This window comes from Mycolicibacterium brumae (genome assembly GCF_025215495.1).
Classification (GTDB): Bacteria; Actinomycetota; Actinomycetes; order Mycobacteriales; family Mycobacteriaceae; genus Mycobacterium; species Mycobacterium brumae.
Genome location: NZ_CP104302.1, coordinates 2,123,859 through 2,143,742, shown reverse-complemented (window position 1 = coordinate 2,143,742; position 19,884 = coordinate 2,123,859). Strand labels below are relative to the sequence as shown.

Annotated in this window: 18 protein-coding genes; 13 read left to right on the top strand and 5 right to left on the bottom strand. The window is 70.6% G+C overall.

Going from position 1 to position 19,884, the window contains the following annotated elements; genetic code table 11:
* Positions 1-67: 67 nt before the first annotated feature.
* From L2Z93_RS10395 to bioD, 4 genes are all read left to right on the top strand, one after another.
* On the top strand, positions 68-1,450 hold the full coding sequence (locus L2Z93_RS10395) for an IS1380 family transposase (RefSeq protein WP_099541447.1): 1,383 nt from the start codon (positions 68-70) through the stop codon (positions 1,448-1,450).
* A gap of 191 nt (positions 1,451-1,641) precedes the next feature.
* Complete coding sequence (locus L2Z93_RS10390; protein WP_090585941.1) at positions 1,642-2,943, top strand: adenosylmethionine--8-amino-7-oxononanoate transaminase; 1,302 nt, start codon at positions 1,642-1,644, stop codon at positions 2,941-2,943.
* A 73-nt stretch (positions 2,944-3,016) separates the two neighbouring features.
* On the top strand, positions 3,017-4,162 hold the full coding sequence (locus L2Z93_RS10385; protein ID WP_090585944.1) for an 8-amino-7-oxononanoate synthase: 1,146 nt from the start codon (positions 3,017-3,019) through the stop codon (positions 4,160-4,162).
* Positions 4,159-4,851, top strand: coding sequence for a dethiobiotin synthase (gene bioD / locus L2Z93_RS10380; protein ID WP_090585946.1), 693 nt, complete (start codon positions 4,159-4,161; stop codon positions 4,849-4,851). Before L2Z93_RS10385 ends, bioD begins: the two co-directional genes overlap by 4 nt.
* On the opposite strand, the gene L2Z93_RS10375 is transcribed toward bioD, so the two are convergent.
* On the bottom strand, positions 4,741-5,403 hold the full coding sequence (locus L2Z93_RS10375; protein ID WP_090585949.1) for a TetR family transcriptional regulator: 663 nt from the start codon (positions 5,401-5,403) through the stop codon (positions 4,741-4,743). The two genes, bioD and L2Z93_RS10375, sit on opposite strands and share 111 nt — an antisense overlap.
* 66 nt (positions 5,404-5,469) lie before the next feature.
* On the opposite strand from L2Z93_RS10375, the gene bioB reads away from it, so the two are divergent.
* The gene (gene bioB, locus L2Z93_RS10370; RefSeq protein WP_090585952.1) at positions 5,470-6,477 is read left to right on the top strand and encodes a biotin synthase BioB; all 1,008 of its coding nucleotides are present in this window, start codon (positions 5,470-5,472) and stop codon (positions 6,475-6,477) included.
* Complete coding sequence (gene bsaP, locus L2Z93_RS10365; RefSeq protein WP_090585955.1) at positions 6,477-6,716, top strand: biotin synthase auxiliary protein BsaP; 240 nt, start codon at positions 6,477-6,479, stop codon at positions 6,714-6,716. The genes bioB and bsaP overlap by 1 nt, the downstream gene beginning before the upstream one ends.
* Positions 6,717-6,829: 113 nt before the next feature.
* Here bsaP and L2Z93_RS10360 read toward each other — a convergent pair whose 3' ends face one another.
* Positions 6,830-8,785, bottom strand: coding sequence for a GMC family oxidoreductase (locus L2Z93_RS10360; RefSeq protein ID WP_090585958.1), 1,956 nt, complete (start codon positions 8,783-8,785; stop codon positions 6,830-6,832).
* 89 nt (positions 8,786-8,874) lie between these two features.
* Here L2Z93_RS10360 and L2Z93_RS10355 point away from each other — a divergent pair, with 89 nt between their 5' ends.
* Genes L2Z93_RS10355 through L2Z93_RS10345 form a run of 3 tightly spaced genes read left to right on the top strand, consistent with a single transcriptional unit; the run spans position 8,875 to position 12,062 of the window.
* Positions 8,875-9,798 carry an NHL repeat-containing protein gene (locus tag L2Z93_RS10355; protein ID WP_162561861.1) on the top strand — a complete coding sequence of 308 codons (924 nt, stop codon included), beginning with the start codon at positions 8,875-8,877 and terminating at the stop codon, positions 9,796-9,798.
* Positions 9,799-9,840: 42 nt separating this feature from the next.
* Complete coding sequence (locus L2Z93_RS10350; RefSeq protein WP_090585966.1) at positions 9,841-11,292, top strand: amino acid ABC transporter substrate-binding protein/permease; 1,452 nt, start codon at positions 9,841-9,843, stop codon at positions 11,290-11,292.
* Entirely contained in the window at positions 11,289-12,062 is a 774-nt protein-coding gene (locus tag L2Z93_RS10345) for an amino acid ABC transporter ATP-binding protein (RefSeq protein WP_090585970.1), read from the top strand. Before L2Z93_RS10350 ends, L2Z93_RS10345 begins: the two co-directional genes overlap by 4 nt.
* A gap of 3 nt (positions 12,063-12,065) precedes the next feature.
* Here L2Z93_RS10345 and L2Z93_RS10340 read toward each other — a convergent pair whose 3' ends face one another.
* Entirely contained in the window at positions 12,066-13,226 is a 1,161-nt protein-coding gene (locus tag L2Z93_RS10340; protein WP_090585973.1) for a hypothetical protein, read from the bottom strand.
* 39 nt (positions 13,227-13,265) lie between these two features.
* Here L2Z93_RS10340 and L2Z93_RS10335 point away from each other — a divergent pair, with 39 nt between their 5' ends.
* Positions 13,266-14,012, top strand: a complete 747-nt coding sequence (locus tag L2Z93_RS10335; RefSeq protein WP_306439056.1) for a DUF2567 domain-containing protein — start codon at positions 13,266-13,268, stop codon at positions 14,010-14,012.
* Positions 14,013-14,267: 255 nt separating this feature from the next.
* Here L2Z93_RS10335 and L2Z93_RS10330 read toward each other — a convergent pair whose 3' ends face one another.
* Together L2Z93_RS10330 and L2Z93_RS10325 are read right to left on the bottom strand one after the other, a co-directional pair.
* On the bottom strand, positions 14,268-15,614 hold the full coding sequence (locus L2Z93_RS10330) for a lipase family protein (protein ID WP_090585976.1): 1,347 nt from the start codon (positions 15,612-15,614) through the stop codon (positions 14,268-14,270).
* Positions 15,615-15,696: 82 nt separating this feature from the next.
* A complete protein-coding gene (locus L2Z93_RS10325) occupies positions 15,697-16,389 on the bottom strand; it encodes an NUDIX hydrolase (RefSeq protein WP_090586022.1) in 693 nt (230 codons plus the stop codon).
* Positions 16,390-16,435: 46 nt separating this feature from the next.
* On the opposite strand from L2Z93_RS10325, the gene nadA reads away from it, so the two are divergent.
* Genes nadA through nadC form a run of 3 tightly spaced genes read left to right on the top strand, consistent with a single transcriptional unit; the run spans position 16,436 to position 19,871 of the window.
* Positions 16,436-17,482, top strand: coding sequence for a quinolinate synthase NadA (gene nadA / locus L2Z93_RS10320; RefSeq protein WP_090585980.1), 1,047 nt, complete (start codon positions 16,436-16,438; stop codon positions 17,480-17,482).
* Positions 17,479-19,017: an L-aspartate oxidase gene (locus L2Z93_RS10315; protein WP_090585984.1), complete on the top strand. Its 1,539-nt coding sequence runs from the start codon at positions 17,479-17,481 to the stop codon at positions 19,015-19,017. The genes nadA and L2Z93_RS10315 overlap by 4 nt, the downstream gene beginning before the upstream one ends.
* Positions 19,014-19,871 (top strand): carboxylating nicotinate-nucleotide diphosphorylase, encoded by an 858-nt coding sequence (gene nadC, locus L2Z93_RS10310; protein ID WP_090586025.1) that lies wholly within the window; start codon positions 19,014-19,016, stop codon positions 19,869-19,871. Before L2Z93_RS10315 ends, nadC begins: the two co-directional genes overlap by 4 nt.
* Positions 19,872-19,884: the final 13 nt, after the last annotated feature.

Genomic DNA, 19,884 nt, shown 5'->3' with positions numbered 1-19,884 from the left:
GCTCTGAACTGGGATAATTCGGATTGTCAAGATCTGAATTTCCACCAGAAGCCGGAGCACCTTTCAGGTGAAGAAGTCTACGTCGTCCTATCCTGCGTTGTCCGTGGAGGCCACCGGAACCGGGATCGTGTCTCATGCCGGGGCGGTTCTGCTGACACGCACCGCCGATGCGACCGGGTTGAGCAGCACCTTGACCAGGGCGTTGACACCGTGGCGCAAACCCCTGGCCACTCACGATCCGGGCAAGGTCCTCCTCGATCTGGCGATCAGCCTGGCTGTGGGTGGGGATTGCCTGGCCGATATCGCGGTGCTGCGCGAACAACCCGCCGTCTTCGGGCGGGTGGCCTCAGATCCGACAGTGTCACGGCTGATCGCCACCTTGGCCGCCGACGCCCCGGCGGCGTTGTCGGCGATCGACTCCGCCCGCGCCCAGGCGAGGGCAACCGCCTGGGCCGCCGCCGGAGACAACGCCCCCGATCACGGGCGCACAGTCGCTGATCCGCTGGCCATCGACATCGACGCCACCCTGGTCACCGCGCACTCGGACAAAGAGTCCGCCGCGCCAACGTATAAGCGCGGCTATGGGTTTCACCCGTTGTGCGCGTTCGCCGACCACGGCCCCGACGGGACGGGGGAACCCCTGGCCATCATGCTCCGCAGTGGCAATGCCGGGGCGAACACCGCCGCCGACCACAAGACGGTGCTCCAACAGGCACTGGAACAAATCCCCGGGATCAGCGGGTATCGGGTGGGCAAGACGGTGCTGGTGCGCACTGACACCGCCGGCGGCACCCATGAATTCCTGAACTATCTGCACGCCCGACGGCTGGCGTACTCGGTCGGGTTCGGGCTCACCGAGACCATAGCCGCCGCCGTCGACCAGATACCCGAGCAGGCGTGGACCCCGGCCTATGACAGCGCCGGCGGCGTGCGCGACGGGGCGTGGGTCGCCGAGCTCACGGGCCTGATCCCCCTGGCCGGCTGGCCGCCCGGGATGCGCGTCATCATCAGAAAGGAACGCCCGCACCCGGGAGCCCAGTTGCGGTTCACCGACCGAAACGGCCTGCGACTGACCGCATTCGCCACCAACACTGCTCGCGGACAAGTCCCCGACCTGGAATTGCGGCACCGCCGCCGCGCACGCTGCGAAGACCGGATACGGGCCGCCAAAGACACCGGCCTGGCCAATCTCCCGCTGCACGGGTTCGATCAGAACCGCATCTGGTGCGCCCTGGTCCAACTCGCCTGCGAGCTCACCGCGTGGACCCAGATGATCACCCTGGCCGGCCACCAAGCCCGACGCTGGGAACCCAAACGCCTCCGCCTGCGCCTGTTCAGCGTCGCCGCGAGGATCACCCGCCACGCCCGAAGGACACGACTACCCCTCTCGGCCACCGCGCCCTGGTCCGAACTGCTGGTCACCGCCACCGCCAAGCTGCAACCCGGATAACCGGACAGACCAGCACTGATAACGCCGACCAACGAAAGACCCCCCGGGAAGTGGAACCCGGCAGAACCCGCTGACCCGGCGACCCTGTCACACCCACCAGCAAGAATCAGCCCGCAGCAACACAATCCGAACCCCGACAAGCAGGGAGATCAACCGCACGAAAGATTGAGGTTAGGCTCACATTCGTGGGAATGACCCCCGAGCGGATCCGCTCGATCGACGCCGCGCACATCTGGCACCCCTACTCCCGGATCGAGTTTGAGCCCGGATTCCTGCCGTTGGTGGCGACCGCCGCGCGCGGCGCGGAACTGACGCTGGTCGACGACGGCCGGGAGGTGGTGGCGCTCGACGCGATGGCGTCCTGGTGGACCGCGCTGCACGGCCACGCCCACCCGGTCCTGGACGCGGCGCTGACCAGCCAACTCGGCGTCCTCAACCACGTCATGTTCGGTGGGCTGACCCACCAGCCGGCCGCCCGGCTGGCCGAACTGCTGGTCGAGATCACCCCGGAGCCGCTGCAGACGGTTTTCTTCTCCGACTCCGGTTCGGTGTCGGTGGAGGTCGCGGTGAAAATGGCGCTGCAGTACCAGCGGGCGTGCGGCAAGCCCGGCAAGCACCGGCTGATGACCTGGCGTGGTGGATATCACGGCGACACCTTCACCCCGATGAGCGTGTGCGACCCCGACGGCGGGATGCACGCGATCTGGAACACCGGCGAGCATCCGTTGCTGGCCACCCAGATCTTCGCCCCGGCGCCGCCGGCGGACTACCGCCCCGAATACGCCGCCGCGTTCGACGCCCAATTGGCCGCGCACGCCGGCGAGGTCGCCGCCGTCATCGTCGAGCCGGTGGTGCAGGGCGCCGGCGGCATGCGGTTCCACGACCCGCGCTACCTCGTCGACCTGCGGGCCTCCTGCGACCGGCACGACGTGCTGCTGGTGTTCGACGAGATCGCCACCGGATTCGGCCGCACCGGCGAGCTGTTCGCTGCCGACCACGCCCGCGTCAGCCCCGACATCATGTGCGTCGGCAAGGCGCTGACCGGCGGCTACGTCACCCTGGCCGCGACGCTGTGCACGCGGTCCATCGCCGAGGCGATCAGCGGCTCCGGCGACGGGGCGCTGATGCACGGGCCGACCTTCATGGCCAACGCGCTGGCGTGCGCGGTGTCGGTGGCCAGCGTCGAGGTGCTGCTCGGCCAGGACTGGCGGTCCCGGGTCGCCGAGATCGGCGCCGGGCTGGCCGACGGTCTGGCCCCGCTGGCCGACGACCCGCGGGTCGCTCGGGTCCGCACCCTCGGCGCGATCGGGGTGGTGCAGACCCGCGAGCCGGTCGACGTGCCGACCGCCACCCGCGCCGCCCTGGACCACGGCGTCTGGCTGCGGCCGTTCCGCGACCTTGTCTACGTGATGCCGCCGTTCATCTGCACCCCGGACGAGGTGCTGCGGATCACCGCCGGGATGGCCGCCGCGGTTCGTTCGCAGGGACGCTGATCCCTTGGCGCTGAACGCTGTGCGCGCCAAGCGTGCGCTAAATTGAACACCGTTCAGGAAGTGAGGTGCTTCGGTGACCCGAGCAGTCGTTTCGCCGCTGGCCTGGCTCGCCGACGCCGAAGCGCGCCGCCGCGAAGCCAGCCTGCGTCGCACCCTACGGGTGCGCGGGGCTTGCGAACCCGTGCTGGACCTGGCCCGCAACGACTACCTGGGGCTGGCCGAACACCCCGAGGTGATCGCCGGAGCCGTCGAGGCGACGCGGATCTGGGGCGGCGGTTCCACCGGATCGCGGCTGGTCACCGGTAACACCGCGCTGCACGAAGAATTCGAAACCGCGCTCGCCGGGTTCGTCGGCGCCGAGTCCGCGCTGGTGTTCTCCTCCGGGTACACCGCCAACCTCGGCGCGGTGACCGCGCTGTCCGGAGCGGACTGCCTGCTGGTCTCCGACGAACTCAATCACGCCTCCCTGGTGGACGGCTGCCGGCTGTCCCGGTCCCCGGTGCGGATCACCACCCACGGCGACGTCGACGCGGTGCGGGCGGCGCTGGCCGGCCGCGAGCAGCCGCGCGCGATGGTGATCACCGAATCGGTGTTCTCCACCGACGGCCGGCTGGCGCCGCTGCGGGACCTGCACCGGGTCTGCCGCGAGCACGGCGCGCTGCTGCTGGTCGACGAGGCGCACGGCGTCGGCGTCCGCGGCGCGGGCGGGCGCGGGCTGGTTCACGAACTCGGCCTGGCCGGCGAACCCGACATCGTGACGACCGCGACGCTGTCCAAGGCGCTGGGCAGCCAGGGCGGGGTGGTGCTCGGGCCGGAACCGGTGCGCGCGCACCTGATCGACGCCGCGCGCAGCTTCATCTTCGACACCGGGTTGGCCCCGGCCGCCGTCGGCGCCGCCCACGCCGCGCTGCGGGTGCTCACCGCCCAGCCCGAGCTCGCGACCCGGGTGCGCGACAACGCCGCGGCGTTGGCGCGGGCCGCCGGACTCTCCGAAACCCCCGACAGCGCGGTGGTGTCGGTGATCCTGGGGGAGCCCGACGTCGCGCTGACCGCCGCCGCCCGCTGCCTGGAGCACGGGGTGCGGGTCGGGGTGTTCCGCCCGCCGACGGTGCCGGTCGGCACCTCCCGGCTGCGGCTGACCGCCCGGGCCTCGCTGACCCCCGACGAGCTGGACCTGGCCTGCCGGGCGCTGCAGGCCGCGCTGGCCGACCGGTCATGAGTCTGCTGTTCGTCACCGGCGCCGACACCGGTGTCGGCAAGACCATCGTGACCGCGGCGCTGGCGTCCGCGGCCCGACAGCTCGGCGTCGCGGTGTCGGTGTGCAAACCGGTGCAGACCGGCACCGCCGACGGCGACGACGACCTTGCCGAGATCACCCGATTGTCCGGGGTGGCCGACGTTCATCCGGGGTTCCGCTACCCGCTGCCGATGGCCCCCAAGGCGGCCGCCGCGGCCGCCGGCGCCCCGATGGCCAACCGGGCGGGTTTGCGCGAGGTCATCGCCGCCGCCGACGGCGGCGGGCTGACCCTGGTGGAGGGCGCCGGCGGGCTGCTGGTCGACCTGGCCGACGACGGCGCCACCCTGGCCGATCTGGCCGTCGACCTGCGTGCGCCGACGCTGGTGGTGGTGCGGGCCGGCCTGGGCACCCTCAATCACACCGAACTGACCCTGGAAGCGTTGGGCCACCGGGGAATTCGCTGCGCGGGCCTGGTGATCGGCAGCTGGCCCGACGACGCCGGGGCCACCGAACGCGACAACCTCGCGGAGCTGGGAGAACTGGCGGCGCTGCGCGGACGGCTACCGGCCGGCGTCGGCGCGCTGGACGCCGAGCGGTTCGGCGAGTGCGCGCTCGCATCGCTCGACCACGATTGGCTGCGCGCCCTGGCGGTCCAGCCCGTCGATCAGTAGGCCCAACCCGAAACCGAACGCGGCGCCGGTGTCGGCCGCCGGATTCCACACCGGCTCGCCGAGCGCCCCGGCGGCGTCCCACTGCAGCCGGGACTGTTCGTCGACGGTGAACCCCAGCACGTAGTAGACGACGGTCCGCGCGGCCGCCTCGCGGTGCTCCTCGCGCACCCCCGCGTCGCCGGCCGCGCGGCCCAGCTGCCCGAGCAACTCGGCCAGCACACGGGACTGTCCGGCGGCGAAACTCGCCGACACCAGTTCCGCGCCGTCGGTGTGGGACAGCAGCGCGTCGCGCAGCCGCCCGGCGATCGCGGTCACCCGGTCACGCCAGTCGCCGTCGTCGGTGCTCAGCGCCGGGGCCAGCAGCTGGTCGGCGACCGCCCCGAGCAGCTCCTGCTTGTTGGCGAAATGCCAGTACAGCGCGCCGGCGGTGACGTCGAGTTCGCGCGCCAGCCGGCGCATGGTCAGATCCGCCAGGCCGTAGGCGTCCAGGATCGCCACCGCGGTGGACACGATGCCCGCGCGGTCGTGGGAGTCGCGTTTGTGCGTCGACACGGCGCTAGCCTAACCTGAACACCGTTCAGGACAAGTGTGTCCGCAAGTAGTGCAGGAGGACGACGGGTGACGCAGGCGGCTACCGACGTGCTGGGACTGGCCCGCGAGCAGGTGCTCGAGCGGGGCGAGGGACTCACCAAGGATCAGGTGCTGGAGGTGCTGCAGCTGCCCGACGACCGGTTGGAGGAGCTGCTCGCGCTGGCCCACGAGGTCCGGATGCGCTGGTGCGGCCCCGAGGTCGAGGTCGAGGGCATCATCAGCCTCAAGACCGGCGGCTGCCCGGAGGACTGCCACTTCTGCTCGCAGTCGGGGCTGTTCGCCTCCCCGGTGCGCAGCGCCTGGCTGGACATCCCCAGCCTGGTCGAGGCCGCCAAGCAGACCGCCAAGTCCGGCGCCACCGAATTCTGCATCGTCGCCGCCGTCCGCGGCCCGGACAAGCGGCTGCTCTCGCAGGTCGCCGCCGGCATCGAGGCGATCCGCAACGAGGTCGACATTCAGATCGCCTGCTCGCTGGGCATGCTGGACCAGGACCAGGTCGATCAGCTGGCCGCGATGGGCGTGCACCGCTACAACCACAACCTGGAGACCGCGCGGTCGTTCTTCCCCAATGTGGTGACCACCCACACCTGGGAGGAGCGCTGGGAGACGCTGAACATGGTCGCCGAGGCGGGCATGGAGGTGTGCTGCGGCGGCATCCTCGGCATGGGGGAGACCCTGGAGCAGCGCGCCGAGTTCGCCGCCGACCTGGCCGCCCTCAACCCGCACGAGGTGCCGCTGAACTTCCTCAACCCGCGCCCGGGCACCCCGTTCGGGGACCTGGAGGTGCTGCCGGCCGCGGAGGCGCTCAAGGCCGTCGCGGCGTTCCGCCTGGCGCTGCCCAAGACCATGCTGCGCTTCGCAGGCGGCCGCGAGATCACCCTCGGCGATCTGGGCGCCAAGCAGGGCATCCTGGGCGGCATCAACGCCGTCATCGTCGGCAACTACCTGACCACCCTGGGCCGGCCGGCCGAATCGGACCTGCAGTTGCTCGACGACCTGCAGATGCCGATCAAGGCGCTGAACGCCAGCCTGTGATGACCGGCGCGCTGCCGGAGATCGTCGGGGCCGGGAAGTTCAACGTCTACACCGGCGTCGCCACCGACGACCGGGCCGGCGCGGTGCTGCCGACCGCCGCCCAGCTGGGCCTGGAGGCTCCGCGGTACTGCGCGGCCTGCGGCCGGCGGATGGTGGTGCAGATCCGGCCCGACGGCTGGTGGGCCAAGTGCTCCCGGCACGGGCTGGCCGACAGCACCGAGCTGGACCCGCACCGCTGAGTCGCAAGCGAAACCCGGAGCTTGCGGAGGGTTTTGCGCAGCGGGCTCAGCGCATTGACGCCGCTGAGTCGCAAGCGAAACCCGGAGCTTGCGGAGGGTTTTGCGCAGCGGGCTCAGCGCATTGACGCCGCGCTAAGCATGTTCGTCGCGGTGCGGTGCGCGAGCGCCAGCACCGAGACCATCGGGTTGACCCCGGAACAGCTCGGCATGCCCGACGCATCGGCGATCCACACCCCGGCGGTGTCGTGCAGTTCGCCCGACGGCGCCGCCACCGACGTCGCGGGGTCTGCGCCCAGCGGGGCGCTGGACATCTGGTGCGCGCTGAACACCGGCAATCCACCCGGGCCGATCGGCATCGCGTCGACGGCCGCGATGAACGCCTCCAGGTCCTCTCCGCGGGTCCACGGCGCGAACCGCTGCCCGCCGGCGAAGATCTGCCGCGCGCCGGCCGCGGCGTGCAGCCGGATCGCGGTGGCGATCCCGCGCCGGAAGTTCGCGCGGTCGGCCTCGTCATCGAACGGGTACCAGTGCTGGGCCTGGCCGTCGGCGTCGATGGTGACCCGGCCGGCGCCGCGGTCGCGGATCAGCATCACCCAGTCCGCCCGGTGCTGGTACTGCTGCGCGATCTCCTTGTGCGCGACGGCCCCGAGCCGGGGGATGGTGGTGGTGTAGAGGCCCGGAATGTGTTGCACCCCTTCGATGATGAAGCCGTATTCTTCTGCGCCCACACCGAATTCGTTCATCACCCCGGCCTGTGGCGGTCCGATCCACGGATCCTGCGGCTCGTCGTAGAGACCGCTGATGACCGTCGCCGGATGCAGTCGCAGGTTCGTGCCCGTCGCCGGGCCTCCGATGCCCGAACGCAGCAGCAGCGCCGGAGTTTCCAGGCTGCCGCAGGACACCACCACCTGCGGCGCGGTGATCGTCAGCGTCGAGGTCTCGCCGGTGGCCGGATCGGTGCGGAGCACCTCGACGCCGGTCGCGGCGCCGTCCGCGGTGCGGATGCGGCGGGCCCAGGCGTTGGGCAGCAGTTTCGCGCCGGCGTCGGAGGCGTCCTGCAGGTAGGTGCGCAGCGTGCCCTGTTTGGCGCCGGACTGGTCGCCCATCCCGCTGTACCCGATGAGCACCGGGTCCATCCGCTCCGGGTCGATGTTGAGGTTGGCCAGCGTGTACGAATAGCCAAGCGCGGCAGCGCCTTCGGAGAGCCGGCGGTGCGGGCCGTTCTGATAGGCGGCCTCGGTGTTGGCGCCGATCCGTCGCCACACGGCGTCCAGGTGCTCGTCGTAGGCGGCGTCGGTCACGTCGGACAGGCCGGCCTCGGCCCACTCCCGGCGCACCCCGGCGGGGGTGCGCAGCGAATTGGACCAGTTGACGGTGCTGCCGCCGCCGACCGCGCAGCCCGACGCGATCGCCACCATCCCGTCGGCGGTGGGGAAGAAGCCGCCCCGCAGGAACAGGTTCTGATAGGTGGCCGCCTCCAGCTGGATGAAGTCCGATTCGTTGAGGTAGCCGCCGGTTTCCAGCACCAGCACCCGCTTGCCTGCCTCCGCGAGCACCGCCGCGGCCACCCCGCCGCCGCAGCCCGACCCCACCACCACGACCTCGAAGTCCAACCCGTCGCGCGCCGGGTCGAACACGGTCAGCGTCTTCGGCTGCTGCGGCGGGTTCTGCGCAGGCCCGGGGTACCCCATTCCCGGCCACAGCGGATTGCGGCCCTGCTCGTCGACGAGGGCGAAGCTGTACAGCGAGGACAGCGTGAACAGCGCGTCGACGGCCAGCGCCGCTTCGGGCCCGCTCGCCGACACCGCGGCCAGGATCTGCTCGCGGCCCTCCAGCGGCTGGTCGTCGAAACCGAACGCGACCAGCCCGTCGAACAACTGCGTCAGGCCGGCGATCTCCTCATCGGTGAGCCGGGTGAGCAGATGCTGCGCCACCCCCAGGTCGGCGCCGATGTCGCTGCCTTTGGTCGCGAAGAACCCGGTCGGGTCGTCGTCGCGGGGAATCGAGGCGACGAAGGTGTCGACGATCAAGGTGAGGGTGCGCCGCTGCGCGTCGGTGAACTCGGGCATTTCAACAGCCTGCCCGCTGGGCCTTGTCCTATGGTGGATTTCGTCCATCCCGGCTGCGGGTGTCGGATCAGCGGCGGTCAAGGAGTGCAGTGCGCAGGATTCTGGTGGTGGCAGTGGCCGCCGCGCTGTCGACCGCGGTGGTGTCCTGCGCAGGCGAGGACACCGCGACCGACGCCCAGGACGTGCCGCCGCCGGCGACGTCCACCGCCGCCCCCAGCAAGCAGGAGACCCTGCCGCTGGCCGACCTCAGCCACCCGGAAGGCATCGCGGTGGATTCGGCCGGCGCGGTCTACGTCGTCGCCGACGCCTCCGGCGACAACCGGAACGGTAAGCTGCTGCAGCTGTCCGCCGATTCCGACGACGACGAGCCGGAACAGACCGAGCTGCCGGTCGGCGAGCTGGATTCCATCGGCTTCGTGGTCGTCGACTCCGCCGGCAACACCTACGTCTCCGATTCCGCCGGGAACCGGGTGATCAAACTGACGTCTGGGGACGACGCGCCCGCCGAGCTGGAGCTGACCGGACTCAGCAAACCGGAAGGGCTGGCCGTCGACGGCTCCGGGAACGTGTACGTCGCCGACTCCGGCAACAACCGGGTGGTGCGGCTCAGCCCGGGTGGGACCCAGACCGTGCTGGGCTTCAAGGGACTTCGCGCGCCGCGCGGAGTCGCGGTGGACTACGCCGGGACCGTCTACGTCTCCGAGTACGACGACGGCCGGGTGCTCCGGTTGCCCGCCGGGTCCACCGAGCAAACCGAACTGGCGTTTCGAGGCCTGCAATTGCCGTCCGCGCTGACCGTCGACGGGGAGGGCAACGTCTTCGTCGCCGACTCCGGCAACAACCGGGTGGTGATGCTGCCGCCGATCGGGCAGGGCCCCTCGGTGGACCTGCCGTTCGACGGGCTGTCCGGTCCGGGCGGCGTCGCGGTGGACCGGCGCGGGGCGGTGTACGTGTCGGATTTCGGCAACAACCGGGTGCTCAAGCTGCCCGCCGAATCCGTGCAGCGCGACTGACAGAGGGTTACCGTTCTCCCACACCCACGACGGGAGGTCACCATGGACGACGGCCGCGCGAGATCGGTTCGGCCGCTGACGCTGACGCTGGTCGCGCTGCTCATCGCGGGGATCGCCGCGATCGGGATCGGCGCGCCGAAGGCCTCGGCCGAAGGTGAGCACTACGTGGTGGCCACCGACATCACGTTCGCCCCGTTCGAGTTTCAGGATGACGACGGCCAGTACGTCGGCATCGATATGGATCTGATCCGGGCCATCGCGGCGGACCAGGGCTTCACCGTCGACATCAAACCGCTGGGCTTCGACGCGGCCCTGCAAGCGGTGCAGGCCAATCAGGTCGACGCCGTCATCGCGGGTATGTCGATCACCGACGAGCGCAAGAAGGTGTTCGACTTCTCCGACCCGTACTTCGAGTCCGGGGTGCAGATGGCGGTGCTCGACAGCGACGACGACATCAGCTCCTATGAGGATCTGCGCGGCAAACGCGTCGCGGTGAAGAACGGCACCGAGGGCGCCGCGTTCGCCGAGTCCATCAAGGACGAATACGGTTTCACCACCGTGTATTTCGCCGATTCGGCGTCGATGTACGACGAGGTCCGCACCGGCAACTCCGAGGCCATTTTCGACGACTATCCGGTGCTCAACTACGGCATCGCCCAGGGCAACGGTTTCAAGACCGTCACGCCGAAGGAAGCCGGCGCGAACTACGGCTTCGCGGTCAACAAGGGCCAGAACCCCGAATTGATCACCATGTTCAACACCGGGCTGAAGAACCTCCAGGAGTCCGGTCGCTACGACGAGATCGTCGAGACCTACCTCGGCGCGGGCGCCGCGAACGCGGACAACTCCTTCTTCGGCCTGCTCAAGAGCACCTTCCCGCTGCTCATGCTCGGCCTGAAGATGACGATGATCCTGACCGTGGTGTCGATCCTGATCGCGTTGGCCCTCGGCGTCTTCTTCGGCCTGCTGCGGGTGTCGCGGTCCATCTGGCTGCGCGCGATCGGCGCGGCCTATGTCGACATCTTCCGCGGCACACCGCTGCTGGTGCAGGCGTTCTTCATCTACTTTGGCATCCCGGCGGCGATGGGCTTCCAGATGTCGGCGATGACCGCCGGCATCATCACGCTGTCGCTCAACGCCGGCGCGTACATGACCGAGATCGTCCGCGGCGGCATCCAATCGGTGGACAAGGGCCAGATGGAGGCGGCCCGCAGCCTCGGCATCGGCTACCTGCCGACCATGCGGAAAGTCATTCTGCCGCAGGCGGTCCGGACCATGATCCCGTCGTACATCAACCAGTTCGTCATTACGCTGAAGGACACCTCGATCCTGTCGGTGATCGGCATCGCCGAACTGACCCAGACCGGGCGGATCATCATCGCCCGCAACTTCCAGTCCTTCAACATGTGGCTGATCATCGGCATCATCTACTTCATCGTGATCATGGCGTTGACGAAACTGTCCGACCGGGTGGAGACGAGGTTGGTGAAATGAGCCATCTGGTGCCCGAGGAAGCCGTCGCCGAACCCGAGGGCGCGGTGAAGATCCGCATCGAGGGGCTGCGCAAGTCCTTCGGCGACCTGGTGGTGCTCGACGGCATCGACACCACCGTCCGCAAGGGCGAGGTCGTCTGCGTCATCGGTCCATCCGGGTCCGGCAAGTCGACCTTCCTGCGGTGTCTGAACAAACTCGAGGACATCACCGGGGGCCGGGTGCTGGTCGACGACTTCGACCTCACCGACCCGAAGGTCGACCTGGACAAGGTGCGCCAGCACATCGGGATGGTGTTCCAGCACTTCAATCTGTTCCCGCACATGACGGTGCTGCAGAACGTCACCCTCGCCCCGCTGCTGACCAAGAAGATGGTCTCCCCGGGCGCGGAGCAGCGCGCGATGGAGCTGCTCGCTCAGGTCGGTTTGGCGGACAAGGCGAACGTGAAGCCGGCGACGCTGTCCGGTGGGCAGAAGCAGCGGGTGGCCATCGCCCGGGCGCTGGCGATGAACCCGTCGATCATGCTGTTCGACGAGGCCACCAGCGCGCTGGATCCGGAGATGGTCGGCGACGTGCTGGAGGTGCTGCGCACGCTGGCCGACGAGGGTATGACCATGGTGGTGGTGACCCACGAGATGGGCTTCGCCCGCGAGGTCGGCACCCGGGTGATATTCATGGCCGGCGGCCATATCCTGGAGGACGGCCCGCCCGCGGAGATCTTCGACAACCCGAAACACCCACGGCTGCAGGACTTTCTGTCCAAGGTGCTCTGACCCCTACAGCGCCCGCTTGGCGGCGGCGACGGCGATGGTCTGAGCGTCGGCCTGGCATTGGCCGCTGTTGCCGCTCACGCTGACCACGACGACCGGGGTGGGCGCCACCATATCCGGGGCGTTCGCCCCGACCTTGGCGATCGCGGGCGCCGCGGTGTTCAGCCGCGCGACCACCAAGCAGCTGTGATCGGCAAGGGTGAACAGTTCGACGCCGTCCTGTTCGGTGCGCGTCGCGGTGTCGCCCCACGGCACGTCCAGCACCGTGTCCGACCAGATGACCAGCCCGTACTTCACCACCGCGCCCGGGCCCCGTTGGTCGGTGGTGGCGCGCAGATCGCACACGTTGGCGTGCCGCCAACTGGTGGGGTATTGCGCGGCGGGCGCGGGCTCCCACCAGCTGAGCGTGGCCGCGCCCAGCTCGGTCGCCGCCGCGCACGGGTCGGCGGTCAGGAACCGCTCGGGGGCCGACGGCGAGTTCGGGTAGGCGGGCACGCCCTCGTCGCGGACCACGGTGGCGAGCCGACCGGCGAGCTCATCGCTCAACGCGCAGAGGGACGTGTCGTCGAGGTCGAGCCCGCCGTTGGCGGCCATCGCCCCGATCAGCAGGGTGGGATTGCGCATCGACGCGGGCGCCCCGGACAACGCGGTCAGCGGGAGTTCGACGCGCACCTGGCACCGCCAGCCGGGGGCGTCCGAGGTCCACACGCCCGGGCGCGTCGGATCCGGTTGATAGAAGTCGTCGCTGAACTGTTTCTCCCCGGGCAGCAACCGCAGGCCGAGGTCGACGGTGGATCCGGGCAGCGCCACCCGGCAGCTGCCCCAGTTCAGCGGCCAGATCGGGCCGACACCGCCGGGCTCGACCGCCGTTGCGGACCCGTAGGTGCGGCTGAAGTCGGGGTGACCGGACAGGGTCTGGCCGTCGAGGAACCCGCAGGGGTCGATCTGGCGAAGCGCGTACAGCTCGGCGAGGTGGTCCCGGTCGGTCCGCGTCAGCGTCATGCCGTAGTCGGCGAGATCGCCGGGGAAGAAGACGGCAGACTGGTCGGCCACCGCGGTGGGCGCCTTGGTGGTCGGTTCGGCGTCGGAAACCGGTGAGTTCTGGCAGCCGGTGATCAGCGCCACGCACAGCAGCGTCGCGGACAGAAAACGAAGCACGGGGACCATACCGGCAATTGTCACCTCGGCGCGGGTAGGGTTCTGACGGTGATTCAGCTCCCCGTCGAACCGGCCCCGCGGCACTCACACACCCGCGCGGCGCTGCTGGTGGTGGTCGCGATGGTCGCCGGCGGGGTGCTCGTCGGCGCCGTGTGGGCGTGGCTGGCGCCGCCGATTCATGGCGTGATCGCGCTGACCAAGAGCGGCAACCGGGTGCACGCCGCGCTCGGCGCGGAGTCCGACAACTTCTTCCTCGGCGCGGCTTTGCTGCTGGGCCTGCTCGCCGCGCTGAGCGTGATCGCCGCGGTGGCGGCCTGGCAGTGGCGGGCGCATCGCGGCCCACTGATGGCCGCCGCGCTGACTCTGGGTTCCATCGGCGCGTGCGCCGCGGCCGCGGGGGTCGGCGCGGGCCTGGTCCGGCTGCGCTACGGGGTCGTCGATCTCGCCGCCGCGCCGGTCACCCCGGAGAACCGGCTGCATTACGTCACGCAGGCCCCGTCGGTGCTCTTCGGCCACGGGCCGTTGCAGGTCGCGGCGACCCTGCTGCTGCCGGCGTTGGCCGCCGCGGTCGTGTACGCGTTCTACGCCGCCGCCAGTCCGCGCGACGACCTCGGTGGGTTCCCGCCGCAGGATTTGCTGGTGGCGCGGCCCGTCGCTGTGGGACAGCCGCTCGGAGCGCCGGAACAGCCGCACGGAGCGCCGGAACAGCCGCACGGGGCGCCGGAACAGCCGTACGCCTGGCCACATCAGCCCCAGGGGCAACAAATGCAGGGGTACCCGCCGCCCGCCCAGTAGCGCCGGGGACCGGCCTGGCGTTCGCCAGTGACGGGAGGCCGATGTGTCGCGACGCCAGTGACCGTGGGCCGATTCACGGCCTCTTTTTCGCCCCACGGTTACTAGCGTCGAGGCAGATCAGCCCAGGGGCACTGGCGAGCCCGAGGCATCAGTCTGGCGTCACTGGCGAGCCCGAGGGATCAGCCCGGCGTCACTGACGAAGGCCACACGCCACGGCACAGCCGCCGAAATCAGCCGCGCGACAGCGGAAAATCCCTACAGCGGGTTGCGCTTGACCATCTTGCCGCCGGCCATCCGGGCCAGCACCTTGCCGAGCCGGAACATGCCGGCGTAGGTGATCGGATTCAGCACCGTCGGCCAGACCGTGCGCACCATATTGTCGCTGGTGGGGCGTCCCTGGAAGCGGTCGGTCAGCCAGCGCAACGCCATCGGCGCGGCGAGCGGGTGCAGCAGCAGGTGCTCGCAGAACAGATCGCGGTGGTAGGCGATCCGCGCGCCGCCCTTGCTGTAGGTCTTGACCAGCGCGTCGATGCCCTTGACCGAGATGATCTGGTCGTGCACGGCCTGCACCATCAGCAGCGGCATGGTGGGCACATTGTGGCCCAGCCGGATGTCTTCGAAGATCTGCTGCATCAGCGGGCTCTGGACGATGTCGTCGAGTTCGCAGTCGACCAGGTTGTCCAGGTCCTTGCAGAACATCTTGGCCACGGCCTCGGCGGTGGTGAGTTTCTCCAGCTCGGCCAGCGTCTTGCGGCCGGTCTCGTTGATGTGCTCGTCGACCAGGTCGGCCAGCTCGGGGTAGACGTGGGTCATCGCGGCGACAACGGACGCCGACAGTCCGGAGAACGGACCGCCGTTGAGGCGGTTGAAGGTCATTTTCAGGTCGCCGACGGGGGAGCCCAGCACGGCGCCGACCATATTGAGTTCCGGGGCGTAGTAGCCGGCGAGCTCGGCGCCCCAGGAGGTGGCCAGTCCGCCACCGGAGTAGCCCCACAGGCCGATCGGCGCGTTCGGGGCGACCGCCACCCGCGGCAGCGCCAGCGTCGCGCGCAGCCCGTCGAGGATCCGGTAGCCGGGCTCGTTGGGGGCGCCCCACTGGCCGTCGGGCCCCTCATGGTCGGGGACGCTGACGATCCAGCCTTCGGCCAGCGCGGCGGCGATCATGATGAAGTCGATGTGCACCACCGAGCCCAGCGAGCTGCCCTTCTTGCGCCCGGCGGTGCCCGCACGCAGCGCGTACGACGGGAAACATCGGTCCGACACCGCGTCGATGGCGCACTGGTAGGACAGCACCGGGGTCGGCAACTGCGCGGAGCGCTGCGCCGGGATCAGCACGGTGGTGACGGTCGCGTCGGGGGCCCCGCGGTGGTCCTGGGTGCGGTAGAGCACCTGGATGGCGGTGATGCGCTGCGGGATCACCCCGAACAGGCCGAGCGTGACGTCGCGGGTCCGCAGCACGGTGCCCGGTGTGGCGTGTTCAAAGCCCAGCGGCGGGTCGTAGAATAGGTCCTCGGAGGGCAGCAGCGGCTTTCCGGTGGCACGACCCTCATGGGGCGCCGCGCCGAGCCAGTTCGCGCCAGCGAGGTTTTGAGCGACAGTCATTGAGCTCCCTCCAAGGTTCCAACATCCTTACTTAACGAGCGCTTAAACACAAGTATTGTTATGTTCACATCGCGGGCGTGTCTCAGCTCGGCGGACGCAATGCGGCGAATTCATCGGTGACCCGAAGCTCGTCGTCGGTGAACCGGAACAGCGCCGCCGGACGTCCACCCGATCGCCCGGACGCCGCCGTCGTGCCGGTGCGGGTGATCACTCCGCGCCGGGCCAGCACCCGTTGCAGGTTGGTGGCGTCGACCGGGTGTCCCAATGCGGCGCTATATATAGAACGCAGCGTGGACAACGCGAATTCCCTGGGCGCCAACGCGAATCCGATATTGGTGTAGGACAGTTTGGCGATCAGCCGGGCGTGCGCGTGGGTGACCATCGGGCGATGGTCGAACGCCATCGGCGGCAGATCGTCGACCGGGTGCCAGCGGGTGTCCGGCGGCAGCTCGGGCTGGGCGGGGGAGGGCACCAGGCCCAGGAAGGTCGAGGCGATGGTGCGCGCGCCGGGCACCCGGTGTGGGTCGGAGAACACCGCCAGCTGCTCCAGGTGGGCGATTTCACGCAGATCCACCTTTTCGGCCAGCTGCCGTCGCACCGAACTGGTCAGGTCCTCGTCGTCGCCCAATCGCCCGCCCGGTAGCGCCCACGCGCCGCGCTGCGGGTCCAGCGCGCGCTCCCAGAGCAGCACGCAGAGCCGGGGGTTTCGGGTGTCCAGGCCCCGAACTTGGAAGACGACGGCGAGCACTTCGTGCGCGGTGCTAAACTGTGGCATGTTTTCGATCATAAGTCGAAAACCTCGAACTCCGAAAGGAGCGGCCATGACCGTCACCGATCGCATCGACACCGTCCGCGCCCTGGCCGACGACATCGTCGACGGCCCGCACGGATACGACGGCGTCCGCGGCGACGCCGCCTGGGCCGCCGAGATCCGCCGGCTCGCCGACCTGCGCGGCGCCACGCTGCTGGCGCACAATTACCAGCTGCCCGAGATCCAGGACGTCGCCGACCACGTCGGGGACTCCCTGGCGCTGTCCCGGATCGCCGCCGAGGCGCCCGAGGACACCATCGTGTTCTGCGGCGTGCACTTCATGGCCGAGACCGCCAAGATCCTGTCCCCGGACAAGACCGTGCTGATCCCGGACCAGCGGGCCGGCTGCTCGCTGGCCGACTCCATCACCGCCGAGCAACTGCGGGAATGGAAGGCCGACTTCCCCGACGCGGTCGTGGTGTCCTATGTGAACACCACCGCAGCGGTCAAAGGCCTCACCGACATCTGCTGCACCTCCTCCAACGCCGTCGACGTGGTCGCCTCCATCGACCCCGACCGCGAAGTGCTGTTCTGCCCGGACCAGTTCCTCGGCGCCCACGTCAAGCGGGTCACCGGCCGCAAGAACATGCAGATCTGGGCCGGCGAGTGCCATGTGCACGCCGGCATCAACGGCGACGAACTGGCCGCCCAGGCCCGCAGCCACCCCGGCGCGGACCTGTTCGTGCACCCGGAATGCGGCTGCGCCACCTCCGCGCTGTACCTGGCCGGTGAGGGCGCGGTGCCCTCGGAACAGGTCAAGATCCTGTCCACCGGCGGCATGCTGGACGCCGCCCGGGAGACCGGGGCGCGGCAGGTGCTGGTCGCCACCGAGGTCGGCATGCTGCACCAACTGCGCCGCGCCGCCCCGGATGTGGAGTTCCTGGCCGTCAACGACCGCGCGTCCTGCCCGTTCATGAAGATGATCACCCCCGCGGCGCTGCTGCGCTGCCTGCTGGAGGGCGCCGACGAGGTGCACGTCGACGCGGCCACGGCCGACAAAGCCCGGGCCAGCGTCGAGCGGATGATCGCGATCGGGCAGCCCGGCGGCGGCGAATGACCATCCGCGCCGACGTCGTGGTGATCGGCGTCGGGGTGGCCGGGCTGGCCGCCGGGCTGGCCGCCCAGCGCGCCGGCCGCAGTGTCGTCGTGCTGAGCAAGACCGCGCCCCGCCGCGGCGCCACCGCCACCTACTACGCCCAGGGCGGGGTGGCCGTGGTGCTGCCCGACACCGATGACAGCGTCGCCGCGCACGTCGCCGACACCCTCGCCGCCGGCGGGGGCCTGTGCGACGCCGACGCGGTGACCTCCATCGTCGCCGACGGCTACCGCGCGGTCGCCGACCTCGCCGCCGCCGGCGCCCGGTTCGACACCGGCCCGGACGGCCGCTGGTCGCTGACCCGCGAGGGCGGTCACCACCGCCGCCGCATCATCCACGCCGGCGGCGACGCCACCGGCGCGGAAGTGCAGCGCGCCCTCGACCACGCCGCCGCCACCCTCGACATCCGCGCCCGGCACACCGCCACCGCGCTGCTGCACGACGGCGCCCAGATCACCGGCGTCGCGGTGCTCACCCCGGACGGCCCCGACATCGTCGCCGCGCCGTCGGTCATCCTGGCCACCGGCGGGCTGGGGCACCTGTACCGGGCCACCACCAATCCCGACGCGTCCACCGGCGACGGTGTCGCGTTGGCGCTGTGGGCCGGCGCGCAAGCCGCCGACCTGGAGTTCATCCAGTTCCACCCGACCATGCTGTTCGACGGCGCGGCCGGTGGGCGGCGACCGCTGATCACCGAGGCGCTGCGCGGTGAAGGCGCCCGCCTGCTGGACGCCGACGGCGAGCCGATCATGGCCGGGATCCACCCGCTGGGCGACCTGGCGCCCCGCGACGTGGTCGCCGCCGCCATCGACGCCCGGCTGCGCGCCACCGGCGCGGACTGCGCCTACCTCGACGCCCGGGGAGTCGCCGATGTGGCGCGGCGGTTCCCCACCGTCACCGCGTTGTGTGTGGCCATCGGCGTCGACCCGGCGCGCCAGCTCATCCCGGTCACCCCGGGCGCGCACTACAGCTGCGGCGGCGTCAGCACCGACCCGTACGGCCGGACCACCATGCCCGGGCTGTTCGCGGCCGGGGAGGTCGCCCGCACCGGAATGCACGGCGCCAACCGGCTGGCCTCCAACAGTCTGCTCGAGGGCCTGGTGGTCGGTGGGCGGGCCGGCGTCGCCGCCGCCGAACACGCGCTATCCGCCGGACCCGCCACACCGGGGCCGGAGACCAGCGCCCCGCGCGCCGCCATCGACCGCGCCGAACTGCAGCGCGTCATGTCCACCGAGGTGTCCGTGCTGCGCGACGGGCCCGGCCTGGCCGCGGCCGCCGAAAAGCTCGACCGCGCCCGCCCGCTCACGCCGCGCACCCGGCGCGATTTCGAGGACGCCGCGCTGACCACGGTCGCCGCGGCCGTGGTCGCCGCCGCCGCGCACCGCGCCGAGTCCCGCGGCTGCCATCACCGCGCCGATTTCCCCGACACCGACGACGGTCAGGCCCACAGCGTCCCGCTGCGCCTCGACGACACCCGAGACGCCCGGGTGGCCTGATGCTCGACGACTTCGAGATCGCCGAGGCCCGCCGGGTCATCCTGGCCGGCCTGGAGGAGGACCTGCGCTACGGGCCGGATGTCACCACGGCGGCCACCGTCGGACCCGACGCCGCCGGCAACGCCGCCCTGGTCAGTCGCGCCGACGGCGTCGCCGCCGGGATCGACATCGCGCTGCTCACCCTGGACGAGGTGCTCGGCGCCGACGGCTACCGGGTGCTCGGCCGCGCAGAGGACGGCGACCGGCTGCGCCCCGGCGACCCGCTGCTCACCCTGGAGGCCGAAACCCGCGGGCTGCTGACCGCCGAGCGCACCATGCTCAACCTGGTCTGCCACCTGTCCGGCATCGCCACCGCCACCGCGGCATGGGTCGAGGCGGTCGACGGCACGAACGCCCGGATCCGGGACACCCGCAAAACGCTGCCCGGCCTGCGCGCGCTGCAGAAGTACGCGGTCCGCGTCGGCGGGGGAGTCAACCACCGGATGGGCCTCGGCGACGCCGCGCTGATCAAGGACAACCACGTCGCCGCCGCCGGATCGGTGGTCGCCGCGCTGCGGGCGGTCCGCGAATACGCCCCGGACATCCCCTGCGAGGTCGAGGTCGACTCCCTGGAGCAGCTCGACGAGGTGCTCGCCGAGGATGTGCGGCTGGTCCTGCTGGACAACTTCGCGGTGTGGGAGACCCAGATCGCCGCGCAGCGCCGCGACACCCGCGCGCCGCACGTGCGGCTGGAGTCCTCCGGCGGCCTGAGCCTCGACGTCGCGGCCGCCTACGCGGCCACCGGGGTGGACTACCTGGCCGTCGGGGCGCTCACTCACTCGGTGAGCGTGCTCGACATCGGCTTGGATATGTGACTCCGTTTTCAAT